The sequence below is a fragment of the Vibrio sp. 10N.222.48.A3 genome (genome assembly GCF_041475345.1).
Lineage (GTDB): Bacteria > Pseudomonadota > Gammaproteobacteria > Enterobacterales > Vibrionaceae > Vibrio > Vibrio tasmaniensis_A.
This window is the reverse complement of the sequence record NZ_JBFRVX010000305.1, coordinates 1309-13702: the sequence shown is the minus strand read 5'-3', so window position 1 is coordinate 13702 and position 12394 is coordinate 1309. Positions and strand designations below refer to the sequence as shown.

The following is a 12394-nucleotide window of genomic DNA, read 5'->3' as shown; positions in this document are numbered from 1 at the left end:
AGTCAGTAGTTTAGAGCGGGTTACTACTTATGAAGTATGACCTTACCATTTTTGTCTACGGCATGGTGGCTAAAGTGGTTTTTGGCTATGTCGATATCGCAGAAATAAGAATAATCAGACATGGTGCCTCGATGCAATTAGTTACCACATAATTATGGCAGAGCCTCGGAAGTGGGAAGCCATGTCATTCTTTATAAGTATTAAGGGTAAATAAGTGAAAAAAGTTCTATTTCTTTTGCCATTGGCATTTAGTTTAAATGCAGCGGATAGCGCGAATTACGATGAGAAACGACGCTTGTTCTGCGAGTTGACGTCAATTAACCCATTGCTAAGTGATTTGGGAAAAGGGGATGTGAGAGATGGTTGGCTTCGAATCCAAGATGATATGTATTATTCCATAGAAATTGGTGGCTGGGTTATGTTGCGTTATGGTTCAAATGACGGCGTAAATATATCAAATACAAAAAATAGTCTTTATATTAAGGATTATGTCGGACTGACGAAATTTGATAAAAAGACAGGCAAGGTGACAATGAATTATTCTACAAAAGATATGTCACAAAAATTAGTGTGGTCATGTGATGTGGGCTTGAATCAGCCAAATAATAGCGAAATGTAATACTGATAACAAACGTATTAGGCGCTGCCGGATCCCCTAATAACTTCCCCAATCCTGCGTTTGCAATATAAAGCTACTGGTGAGGTGTCTACCTATCTTGGTGATTCTGAAGTTGTAGTGTCAGCGGGTTTGAAGGAAGAACCTATCAATTTAGCTAAAAAGGAAGATTAAAAAGCAATTGAGGATCGTGAATAAGAACAATCAGATGTGGACTCTGACGATGAGTCAAACAATGCTGAGATCCAGCGCTCGGTGTTGACGAAGCAACTGAGATGGTAGCCGAGAATGAAAAGGAAAAAGGAGGATGTGGATAATCCATATATGGACTCTTATCCACATCCTCCAGACATTCCACAAGAAGTTACACCGCTGGGTGTTGTGGAGGGTATGTATAACTTTGATGATGCAAGCGGCTTTGTTGCGTAATTCGAGGGAACTAAATCTACAACCTACACTCTGTTCAGCAACACTCACTTTTCCTCGTAGCCTCATATCTAAGCCTCGTTACAAAACAACCAAATGGAAGCAATACAACCCGAGCACTCATTAAACGTGGTTCTCTGACTCTTTGGATTGATGAGGAATCCATAAGCGGGTGGTCCAAAGCATGCAAAACCGGCGTGGTAGACCACGTCGGTTTAGTTATTTAGCGTTTAACACTGCCGCTCATGGTGAAGCGAGTCTTCTCTATGCCACTGGGGGCTTTACAATGATTTATCTATTCAATATTTAGGCTAGCCAATTTTCCGTTAAGTTGTCCGCATTAGACCTGCCTCAGTCGTGGAGCAAAGTAAGTTGAGGTCTCATTTAGTACTAAAACGAGAGGAGCAAGTCAGGACCAAGCCATTGATGCTACTGGCCTTAAGGTTTACTACGAAGGTGAGTGGAAAGTCAAAAAAACACGGGACGGAGGGCAGCGTAAAGTTATTTTAATTATATATTTCTTTTGCTTGGTCAAAGAAGCTGGATTGGAAGTAAGACGAGAAATAGGCTTATTGTTGACCTTATTTTTATCTTGGAGAGAAAAATTTGTCGCCAGTTTGTCGCCATTAGTAATTTTATTTTGTGGTAAGTGTCTGTTTTAAATTAACTTTTCTTATCGTTGTATACAATGGCTTCACTAATCCAGTCTGGCCTAGATCTAACACCAATCATTACTCACCACTACAAAGTGGATGACTTCCAGAAAGGCTTCGACATGATGCGCTCTGGTATGTCAGGTAAAGTAATCCTAGATTGGGAATAATTCTGAATTAGGAAGCTAACTTAAGAAAGCTTAATAGAAAGGCGACAGTTTTTACTGTCGCCTTTTTTGTGTCTATCCCGCTTTGATATGTGTTTGCACTTTTAGAAACGCTTGTGACAAGAAAAGCACATAACAAAGAGCGACATGATCAAAGGTCCTGTCGCCCATATCGTTTTTATTTCGAGGCTTATTAACCTGCCGCAGCCTGCATAATTAGGCCACAGATGTAAGCGCCGTATGTACCGAGTGCGTAACCAAGTACCGCCATTAGGATACCTACTGGCGCCAGAGCTGGGTGGAATGCAGCTGCTACGATAGGAGCCGATGCTGCGCCGCCAACGTTAGCTTGGCTACCGACAGCCATGAAGAACAGTGGTGCACGGATAAGCTTCGCCATCACAATCATTAGAATGGCATGGATAGTTAGCCATGTGATACCAATGAAGAAGTAGCCTGGATTGTCTAAGATAGCCGTCACATCCATTTGCATACCGATGGTTGCAACTAGGATGTAGATGAACGCTGAACCAACTTTAGACGCGCCGCTGTGCTCAAGGCTGCGTGTAGATTTGAAGCATGAAGCGATGAGCGCGAACGTTGTCACCATAACGATTAACCAGAAGAAGCCTGATGTAAGGCTGTATTTCGCGAGTTCTGGAGCGTTGGTCGAGATCCAAGGTGCGATTAGGTCACTGAATAAGTGAGCTAGACCGGTAAGACCGAATGCAATTCCCGTGATCTTCATTAGATCTGTTGTGGTTGTTGGGCGAGCGTTCTCTTCTTGGTATTTAGAAACCGTCTCTTTTAGCTCTTCGATAGATGATGTGTCAGCTTTTAACCATGCATCAATCTTCTTTTGGCGACCTGCCATGATAAGTAACACGGCCATCCAAATGTTCGCACAGATAACATCAACCGTAATCATTGCAGAGAATAACTGGTCATCAACCTCGAACACTTCTTTCATTGCTGCTTGATTTGCACCGCCGCCAATCCAAGAGCCAGCCACTGTTGTAAGGCCGCGCCATACATCGCCAGATACAAGGTCAGGGTTAACTTGGTCGATAATTAGAATCGCTAAAGGCCCGCCAATGATAATGCCGACAGTACCGGTTAGGAACATGATGACGGCTTTAGAACCAAGGCCAAATATTTTACGAAGGTCTGCTGAGATGATCAGAAGAACGAGTGCACTCGGTAATAGGTAGCGACTTGCAACGAAGTATAGCTTTGAGTTTGACGCATCGATGATGCCTAAACTATTCAATAGAGAAGGAACAAAGTAACAGAGCAATAGACCCGGAACGAACGAGTAGAATTTTTTCAGAGCGCTATTTTGGCTACTTTCCGTGATAAAAACACCGCCAAGAATAACAGCTAACATGCCCATTATTACTGCATCATTAGTAATCATTATTATATCTCCTTTAAGGTGAGCGCAACCGCCTCACTTTTTGAAGTGCAGGACTATACCGACAACTGGTATTCGTTACAAATTGTAACGATAGACATACTTTGAAACGTTTGTGTTAATTTTTATGGTTTGAATTTGTGAGTGCGGAGCGTTAATTATTGGCGATGTGAATGCTTTAGTGGCGACTTGTGAGGCGTGTTTAGATATATGCAATGTAACTCAAACGTTAGAGAATGGTCGCTACGAATTAGAACGACGACTGAAGGGCTTAAAAGAATGCATATATACCCACATTGATGGTGTGGTTTATGTGGGGAGGTAATGTTTTATAAATGTAAAAAGTGAATTCATTTTTGACGGGTAGCTTGAGATTGAAAATTATAACTGGATCACATAAATGTCGTGGTTCATCTGATTTAGGTTCCGTGTTTTGGCTTCATCGGTCGTGCTATTCGTATTTAGAGAATGAAAAAGCGACCCGAAAGCCGCTTTTTGAGTGGTTGTTAACCTCGAATTTGAGCTCTGCTTAGGTTTGTTCTTCCTCAAAGCCATCTGCATAGCCTTTCGGTGGCGGTGTCCAACCTCGTTCTGAGCGAGAGTGCTTGTCTGAACGGTCTTTTTTCATGTCTTCTTTCATTGCTTCTTCAAGGTGAATGAAGATTTGTCGGTAGTTGTTGTCGTAACGTGGGTTCTCTTCAGCGTCAGACCAAGCTTGGTATAGTTTTTCAGACTTACGGCTTTCAACACGTTGATACGTTGATTTTTGCTGTTCAACGAAGAATGGATGGTGCCCTAAAGAACGTAGAGCTTCTGAGCCCATTTCGAGTGCCGAGTGGTACGTTTCTGAGATTACAGAATCTGCACCGGCTTCTCGTAGGCGGTAACTGTGACCACGGTCGAATGCACGCGCTAAGATTTTCACATTAGGGTAGGTGTGTTTAACGTATTTCACTAATTCAACGCTTGAGTCTTGGTTGTCGATAGCGACGACAAACATTGCTGCTTCTTCGATTCCTGCGGTATGCAATAAGTCATGACGAGTTGCATCACCAAAGTAAGATTTGATATTGATGGAGCGTAACAAATCGACTTGGTTAGCTTGGTGATCCAGAACCACAGTATTGACATCATTCGACACCAGTAAGCGGTTAACGATTTGACCGAATCGGCCAATACCAGCAATGATCACCGTACCTTTCTCTTCGATAGTATCGGCTTCTCGGTCGTTAGACTTTTGCTCGTAACGAGGAAGTATCACTTTATCAAATAGAATGAATAAGCCTGGAGTTAGGAACATTGAAAGGGCAACAACCAGCGACAGAGTTTGAACTATATCAGCAGGCAATACGTGGTTTTGAGCCGAGAAGCTAAGTAGTACAAAACCGAATTCACCGGCTTGAGCCAAGCTCAACGTAAACAACCATCGGTCACTATTTTTGATTTTAAAGATCAGCGCCAATGTAAACAACACCAAGGCTTTAAGTAGCATAACGCCAAGAGTGAGGCCAATGATCAAACCAAAGTCGTTGAATAGAACATCAAAGTTGATGCCCGCACCTACCGTAATGAAGAACAAGCCAAGTAGCAGCCCTTTAAACGGGTCTATATTAGACTCAAGCTCGTGGCGGAATTCACTGTTCGCCAATACCACACCCGCAAGGAAGGTTCCTAAAGCTGGTGAGAGGCCGACTAGGCTCATTAGTGCAGCAATACCAATAACCAACATCAGTGCGGTTGCAGTAAAGATTTCTCGCAAGCCTGAGCTCGCCACAAAGCGGAACAGTGGACGACTCAAGAAGTGCCCGCCGACCACAACAATCGCAATAGATGCTGTGATCACAAGGCCATAAGCCCAGCCGGGTAGGCCAGCAACAAGACTCAACTCTTCATGGTGATCAGAAGTCGAAGCGACCGCGCTTTGTGCAGCTTCGATTAATTCTGGCAATGCCAATAGAGGGATAAATGCCAGCATCGGAATGACAGCGATATCTTGGAACAGTAAGACCGAGAAAGCATTCTTGCCGCCTTCTGTCTTGGAGAGCCCTTTCTCATTAAAGGTTTGGAGAACAATCGCGGTAGATGACAGTGCGAAGATCAAACCGATAGTCAGCGCGATCGTCCAAGGTTGCCCGAAGAACAGAGCAATCCCCATGACTATGGCCGTTGTGCCACCGACTTGTAGGCCGCCGAGCCCCATCAGGCGGTTTCTCATTGCCCAAAGCATCTTCGGCTCAAGCTCAAGCCCGACCAAGAACAGCATCATTACTACACCGAATTCGGCAAAGTGTTGAATGGTCGTGGTCTCTTCACCCACTAAGCCGATGATTGGGCCAATCACCACACCGGCAATCAGGTAACCAAGCACAGAGCCGAGGCCAAGCCTTTTGGCGATAGGGACGGCGATGACTGCCGCGAGCAAATAGATAAATGCTTGTAGAAAATATCCTGTCATGATCTAACCTCTGCTCATCATTTCATCGACATAATGGTTTAGCTTTTCAGCCTTGCTTGCCTTTTTAAGATCGACTTCGCCCGCAACAAAAGCCTCTAAAAGCGATTTGTAGCTATTTACATGATCTTGAATTCGGCCTTCTTCTAACGCAGTACGTGAACCAAACAAAGCCAATGGAGCCAAGTAGTTCATGCCGCACAAAGACGCCGTTTGTTCGATTGGGTGAAGCAGTTCACGGATGGTGAAGTGGTTATAACCGTCAGTTTGATAAGCCTCTTTTTTGCCGCCAGCGGTGATACTGCATAACAAGCTCTTACCTTGCAGTTCATTACCGTCGGTGCCGTAAGCAAATCCGTATTCTAGGACGAGGTCTTGCCATTCTTTAAGAATCGCGGGTGTTGAGTACCAATATAGTGGGAACTGAAAAATGATGATGTCATGGTCCAACAGGCGTTTCTGTTCACGATCGATATTGATCTTGAAGGTCGGGTATTCAGCATAAAGATCGACACAGGTGACGCCTTCAATACGCTTGGCTTGCTCAAATAAGGGTTTGTTCGCTTCAGAGCGATGCTGAGAAGGGTGGGCGAATAGCACCAAGACTCGATTTTTCGACATATAGCCCTCTTTGTCCATTAACGAATAATATTTATTGGAATTATAGATATACAATAATAGAAGAATGGTTGAACAACAACGAATTAGCCCATACTTATCTAGTTAGATGCACGTGTTTTTAGGGACTTAATTATATAAAACACCCGTCAATTTGAGTATTTCCGGCACACGCAGCCGATGACTGCGTAAAACTAATTATTCGCTAATAATAAAAGCGAAGAGGTGCACTTTATGTCACCGTTGAAGGCTAACGTAAATAATTCAATCACCCTACATAGAACGACAATGAATAAAGGAAAAGGTATGAGCACGGACTTGCGTCAACAATGTAATTTGCTGCTTTCTGGTCACTTCGATCCAACACCAGCACAAACCTTCGCGCAAATGGCTGAATGGTGCGAAACACATGATGTGGCGCACGACACCTACGGTGATGGCGATTTTATTGAGAGTTTTGAAAGCAAAGTGGCTGATTTTCTCGGCTATGAAGCCGCCGTGTTTGTGATTACTGGCACAATGAATCAACCGACAGCGTTAGAGATTGCTTGCCAAGAAAAAAGAAATCCTTTGGTGGCGATGCACGAATCCAGCCATATTATGCGCCATGAACGCCAAGGGTATCAGCTCCAGAACCGTTTCAATATACTTCCGGTTGGTAATGTATTTCGCACTTGGAATGTCGACGACTTAAAGGCTTGGCCTGATGAGATTGCCGCGGCATTGTATGAACTACCGATGCGAGAGATTGGTGGTCAGCTGCCTGAGTGGGGAGAGCTTGAAGCGATAAAGCAGTACTGCAAAGAACAATCGATTCATCTGCATATGGATGGTGCTCGTTTGTGGGAGTGTGGCGCGTATTATCAAAAGCCATATAGCGAGATTGCTAAGGGGTTCGATACAGCTTATGTTTCGCTCTATAAAGGGTTAAATGGTCTTGGGGGGTCACTCCTACTAGGTGATAAGGCTTTCGTAGCAAAAGCTTCAGCATGGATGAAGCGTCAGGGCGGAAATGTTTATCATCGCACGCCTTACGTAGTTTCGGCAGCAATGCAGTTTGATCAACGGATTGAGTTGATGCCAGCATTGTATGAGCGTACTAAGCAAATCTATCAAATCCTACAAGATTACCCTCAGTTTACGATTAACCCGCAACAACCGCAGGTCAACATGCTTCACCTCTATTTACCTGTGAGCTACGAAGACGGCATTATTGTGAGAGACAACATAGCGAAGAAACACAAGGTTTGGATAGGAAATCCAGCGATCAGCGAATTGCCAAACCAATGTAAGATTGAATGGTATGTGGGTGATAACTTACTGAATCTGCCTGATCATGAGCTGATCGACATTCTTGATTTTATTAACGAAGAGCTGATTTGATTACGGAAAAGTTGATTTGATTACAGAAGAGCTGACTGCAGAAGAACGGATCTAATGGAAATGGATACAGGAAATCGGTCCGGTATCCATTTATGCAGCTAGGCCGGCGGGCTCTGTCACATATACTGGTTGATGTACACGTCGACTAAGAACATGAACACTGGAACCGTACTGAGAAGCCCGAAGAAGAGGATTGGCACCCAATTTTTCATTTTCTTTTTAGGTTGCTCTGTATTGTTCATAGGTTCGGCCTTAAATTCGTTGTTGAGTCTGCGCTTAGGTTAGAGCTGAATGGTATCAAATAAATGGGTTGAGCCCTATGCGGATATAGAGAACCGTGGTGTGTATCAATCACATAAAATGTAAGTGATTCATAAACGGTTCATAAAGGTTCAACAATAATGAACCTATTACAACAAGCATTGCCTTACTCGGCATATGAAATAAACAGCATTCAAAGATTTGGAGAATACAGAATGAAAACAATAGGAAACATCATTTGGTTTCTGTTCGGTGGCGTATTTATGGGACTAGCTTGGTGGTTCTTCGGACTGCTCGCATTCCTAACCATCGTTGGTATTCCATGGGGTAGAGCGTGTTTTGTTATGGGTAACTTCTCATTCTTTCCATTTGGTCAGGAAGCGATTTCACGCGATGAACTGACCAATGAAATGGACATTGGCACGAGCCCGCTAGGTGTGATTGGTAACGTTATTTGGTTCTTATTTGCGGGAATCTGGCTTGCGATTGGTCACATCATGTCAGCAGTAGCGTGTTTCATTACCATCATCGGTATTCCGTTTGCGATTCAGCACCTTAAGCTCGCGGTTATCTCATTGGCGCCAATCGGTAAAACCGTTGTCGACAAGCGTGAAGCAGAAGCGGCACGAGTAAGAAACTACAAGGGTTAAGACTACAGCTTAAGCCTTATATAGAACTGAAAAAGCACATCACATGATGTGCTTTTTTTGTGTCCATGTTTTTATCTCACGATGCTCATCTCATAAATACTAACTAGGCGTTGTTGAGCTAGACATTATTGAATAGGACTTCAAGCCGTAGGGTGATGTTGGCCTCTTCGGTGTGTTTCTCATGGGGCTCTCGTTCCCATTGATAGCGCGGAATCAATTCGTAGAACAGCCACTCTTTCCAAACGTTTTCTCGGTAGGTTATCGACACTTGTGAATATTCGTAGTGGTTATACGGCTCGCTGGTTGCTGCAATCGTCGCGCTGTATTGTAGAGCTTGGTCTTGAGAAAGATAGTGATACAAAGTTAGCCCCGTACCGTACTCCCAGCCTTTAAGGTCGTCGTTATAACCTGCAAAGTTCGACCATCGCGCTAAGAAGTCATCACTCAAAGAAAGATCAAAATCGATATCGGTGATCTCGCCAGTTTCTTGCTTTTCTTGATACACACGTTGGGTCAGCCTGAATACGGCATCGGTAGTGAGAGGGTAGGTAAAGCGATAACGAGCTTCAATACGCGGACGCAGTGTCGCTTTAATATTGAAGCTACTGTAACCCTTCGCATAAGCATCGTAACGAAGGCCGAGTGCGCTCTCTAATTCCTCTGAATCTTGTGGAAAGAAATCAAAGAACTCTTCATCGCTGACAGATTCGTAGATTAATTTTAAGCGCTTACTCGCAAAGGGAAGATGTAAACGTGCGTTGAGCTTGGTTGAGTAGTCGACGTCACCACCTTCTGAGTAAATAAAATCGTTGTACCAACGGACAGAAGTGCCCGCTCGAGCATCTTCGGTAATGCGGTCATCGACAAAGAAACTGTCAAACCATAATGCGGGTTGGCAAAATTTACTGTTTAGGTAGTGGTAGGCTTTTTCGACAGGGGCGTCTTCTAGCGGCTGACTGTGGCACCCATTTTGTTCCTCTGCTTGAGCGGAGTGGACAACGAGTGAAGCTAATAATGAGGTGCTAACTATCCAACGACTCAATGGAACCTGTTTGTCATTCTATATATCAATAGTTTGACTATAACCAAGCGATCGCAACAATGCGACTTTTTAGTGGTGAGTAGCTAGTGATTCGTCGTTCTTGGTTGGCTATGAAGGCAAAGAATTGAAAGAGACAGGAAGATAAAAAAACGGGCTCAGAAGGTGAGCCCGTTTGTGTTAGCTATTTGTTTTTAGCAAGAGCCGCGTGTTTCTAGCTCGAATAACTTGTCGCTAGATTACATTGCCGCTTCGAAGATCGCTGAGATTTCTTCGTGAGTCGCTTGTTTAGGGTTAGTGAAACCACAAGCATCTTTTAGTGCGTTGTCAGACAGAGTCGGGATGTCTTCCAATTTAGCACCAAGTTGAGCGATACCTGTTGGGATGTTCACGTCATTTGCTAGTTGAACAATCGCGTTGATAGCTGCTTCTGCGCCTTGTTCTGCTGTCATACCTTCAACATTCACACCCATCGCTTTTGCAACATCACGTAGACGCTCTGGACAAACTTGCGCGTTGTAACGTTGAACGTGTGGTAGCAAGATAGCGTTACATACACCGTGTGGAAGGTCGTAGAAACCACCCAGTTGGTGCGCCATTGCATGAACATAGCCAAGAGAAGCGTTGTTGAATGCCATCCCCGCCATGAACTGTGCGTAAGCCATTTGCTCGCGAGCTTCAATGTCTTCACCGTGCGCTACTGCTGTTCTTAGATGTGCTTGCACAAGTTCGATTGCTTTAATCGCAACTGCGTCTGTGATTGGCGTTGCTGCGATTGAAACGTAAGCTTCGATTGCGTGTGTCAACGCATCCATGCCTGTTGCTGCCGTTAGTGATGCAGGTTTAGCAAGCATCAACTCAGGATCGTTTACTGAGATAAGCGGTGTTGTGTGCTTATCAACGATAGCCATCTTAATGTGACGAGCTTCGTCAGTAATGATGCAGAAACGCGTCATTTCAGAAGCTGTACCTGCTGTTGTGTTGATAGCAATTAGAGGCATCATTGGCTTTTCAGACTGGTCTACGCCTTCGTAATCTGCAATCTTGCCGCCATTAGAGGCAACCAGAGCGATACCTTTTGCACAGTCATGTGGCGAACCGCCACCTAGTGAAACAACGAAATCACAATCGTTGTCAGTTAGTAACTCAAGACCATCGTTCACGTTAGTGATGGTTGGGTTTGGTTGAGTACCGTCGAATACAACTGCGTCTACGCCACGTTGGCTAAGTAGGTCTTGTACCTGTTTAACCACGCCAATTTGGTTAAGGATCTTATCCGTTACGATCAGACCTTTTTTGAAGCCTTGAGACTGAATGCTATCAGCAGCATCTTTCAAACAGCCAGTACCCATGAAGTTGATTGTAGGGATGTAAAATGCAGTAGACATTGGAAAACTCCGTTAATTATGATTTTTTAATTTCCTACATGTTGTCGGCAATCAACTGGTCGACCATTGATCTGGAACAACTTTGATTCCGAACTACCACTTTGTGATTATGTGTTGTGATAGGGCTCATATAGCAATCGTTTTTATGGTTTTCTTATGTGTTTATTGTCAGTAATGGAAAGCGAACTATTGATTGATTTAATAACAGAATTACGTTCCATGACCATGAAAGTAAAGGCTATTCACTCAACGTCGGTTCAAGTTCAGTTTGTGTCGATGGTTTGCGTGAGTCATCGTTAGCTTCAATTTGAGGTTGCTGAGACTCATCGGTATCTAAGGCGTCAGAGGTGTCTTCTGGTTGTTCATCATAATACTTAACAAGGAATGGGGTGAGCATGACGGATGACGGTAAGAAGTGCTTCATGGTACCTCCCGGTACTTAAGTGTATTTCTTGTATGGTATTGGTTTAATATGTGGCAAAATTTGCGATACATCATGACTTGTTGCTTGTTTTCTATAAATTCTTAGAACTATATTCAGGCTCACAAAATTGATAGTAGAATGCACATCTGGCCTTTGAGGCAACGAGAAAATAAATACAAGCACTGCTCAACCGCGCGAATAATAGGACATAAAATGAAGTACGATTGGATATTCTTTGATGCAGATGAAACCTTGTTCCACTTTGATGCTTTTCAAGGAATGAAGCTGATGTTCTCCCGTTTTGGCGTGGACTTTAGCGAACAGGATTATTCAGTGTATCAAGAGGTTAATTTGCCGTTATGGGTCGATTACCAAGATGGCCGTATTACGGCTGCACAACTGAAGCACGCGCGTTTTGAAAGCTGGGCAACAAAGTTAGAGACAACCACGGCAGCACTAAACAGTGCGTTTTTAGCCGCAATGGCAGACATCTGTTCTCTGCTTCCTGGTGCAAAAGAGTTGATGGAGTCGTTACAAGGCAAAGTGAACATGGGCATCATCACCAATGGTTTCACAGAGCTGCAGTCAATCCGTTTGGAACGAACAGGAATGACAGACTACTTTGACCATGTGATCATTTCTGAGGAAGTCGGTGTCGCTAAACCAGACGCGGAAATTTTTGAGCATGCGCACAAGCTGATTGGATTGCCATCAAAGCAAAGAGTATTGATGGTCGGGGACAACCCACACTCTGATATTTTAGGTGGCTTGGATTTTGGTATTGAGACCTGTTGGTTGAACAGCCAAGAGAAAGCGACGCCAGCAGGAATTAACCCTCATTATCAGGTTAAGTCTCTGGCTGACCTGCAAGCACTTTTGTTGGCATAATTGCTAATTGCTAAT

General features: G+C 43.9%; 11 protein-coding genes and 3 pseudogenes. 7 read left to right on the top strand and 7 right to left on the bottom strand.

Annotated elements, in window-relative coordinates:
- Positions 1-122: pseudogene (locus AB4653_RS09780) on the bottom strand (IS110 family transposase); the annotation flags it as partial.
- A 92-nt stretch (positions 123-214) separates the two neighbouring features.
- On the opposite strand from AB4653_RS09780, the gene AB4653_RS09775 reads away from it, so the two are divergent.
- The 4 genes and pseudogenes from AB4653_RS09775 to tdh form a co-directional block, all read left to right on the top strand.
- Positions 215-619: a hypothetical protein gene (locus AB4653_RS09775; RefSeq protein ID WP_102257267.1), complete on the top strand. Its 405-nt coding sequence runs from the start codon at positions 215-217 to the stop codon at positions 617-619.
- Between the two features lie 285 nt (positions 620-904).
- Positions 905-1045: a hypothetical protein gene (locus AB4653_RS09770; RefSeq protein ID WP_157936388.1), complete on the top strand. Its 141-nt coding sequence runs from the start codon at positions 905-907 to the stop codon at positions 1043-1045.
- A 64-nt stretch (positions 1046-1109) separates the two neighbouring features.
- Positions 1110-1545 (top strand): annotated as a pseudogene (locus tag AB4653_RS09765) (transposase); the annotation flags it as partial.
- 176 nt (positions 1546-1721) lie between these two features.
- A pseudogene (gene tdh / locus AB4653_RS09760) lies at positions 1722-1865 on the top strand (L-threonine 3-dehydrogenase); the annotation flags it as partial.
- Positions 1866-2055: 190 nt separating this feature from the next.
- Here tdh and AB4653_RS09755 read toward each other — a convergent pair.
- The 3 genes from AB4653_RS09755 to AB4653_RS09745 all read right to left on the bottom strand — a co-directional run bounded on the left by AB4653_RS09755 (position 2056) and on the right by AB4653_RS09745 (position 6349).
- Positions 2056-3279, bottom strand: a complete 1224-nt coding sequence (locus AB4653_RS09755) for a DUF819 domain-containing protein (protein ID WP_009845595.1) — start codon at positions 3277-3279, stop codon at positions 2056-2058.
- A 526-nt stretch (positions 3280-3805) separates the two neighbouring features.
- Complete coding sequence (locus AB4653_RS09750; protein WP_009845594.1) at positions 3806-5731, bottom strand: monovalent cation:proton antiporter-2 (CPA2) family protein; 1926 nt, start codon at positions 5729-5731, stop codon at positions 3806-3808.
- A gap of 3 nt (positions 5732-5734) precedes the next feature.
- Positions 5735-6349, bottom strand: a complete 615-nt coding sequence (locus AB4653_RS09745; protein ID WP_009845593.1) for an NAD(P)H-dependent oxidoreductase — start codon at positions 6347-6349, stop codon at positions 5735-5737.
- A gap of 303 nt (positions 6350-6652) precedes the next feature.
- Here AB4653_RS09745 and AB4653_RS09740 point away from each other — a divergent pair, with 303 nt between their 5' ends.
- Together AB4653_RS09740 and AB4653_RS09735 are read left to right on the top strand one after the other, a co-directional pair.
- Positions 6653-7729, top strand: coding sequence for a low specificity L-threonine aldolase (locus AB4653_RS09740; RefSeq protein WP_102257266.1), 1077 nt, complete (start codon positions 6653-6655; stop codon positions 7727-7729).
- Between the two features lie 476 nt (positions 7730-8205).
- Positions 8206-8640: a YccF domain-containing protein gene (locus AB4653_RS09735; RefSeq protein WP_004730224.1), complete on the top strand. Its 435-nt coding sequence runs from the start codon at positions 8206-8208 to the stop codon at positions 8638-8640.
- A 118-nt stretch (positions 8641-8758) separates the two neighbouring features.
- Here AB4653_RS09735 and AB4653_RS09730 read toward each other — a convergent pair whose 3' ends face one another.
- The 3 genes from AB4653_RS09730 to AB4653_RS09720 all read right to left on the bottom strand — a co-directional run bounded on the left by AB4653_RS09730 (position 8759) and on the right by AB4653_RS09720 (position 11491).
- The gene (locus tag AB4653_RS09730) at positions 8759-9682 is read right to left on the bottom strand and encodes a hypothetical protein (protein ID WP_009845590.1); all 924 of its coding nucleotides are present in this window, start codon (positions 9680-9682) and stop codon (positions 8759-8761) included.
- A gap of 236 nt (positions 9683-9918) precedes the next feature.
- On the bottom strand, positions 9919-11067 hold the full coding sequence (gene yiaY / locus AB4653_RS09725; RefSeq protein ID WP_009845589.1) for an L-threonine dehydrogenase: 1149 nt from the start codon (positions 11065-11067) through the stop codon (positions 9919-9921).
- A 238-nt stretch (positions 11068-11305) separates the two neighbouring features.
- The gene (locus AB4653_RS09720) at positions 11306-11491 is read right to left on the bottom strand and encodes a hypothetical protein (RefSeq protein ID WP_009845588.1); all 186 of its coding nucleotides are present in this window, start codon (positions 11489-11491) and stop codon (positions 11306-11308) included.
- A gap of 213 nt (positions 11492-11704) precedes the next feature.
- Here AB4653_RS09720 and yjjG point away from each other — a divergent pair, with 213 nt between their 5' ends.
- Positions 11705-12379 carry a pyrimidine 5'-nucleotidase gene (yjjG, locus tag AB4653_RS09715; RefSeq protein WP_009845587.1) on the top strand — a complete coding sequence of 225 codons (675 nt, stop codon included), beginning with the start codon at positions 11705-11707 and terminating at the stop codon, positions 12377-12379.
- Positions 12380-12394: the final 15 nt, after the last annotated feature.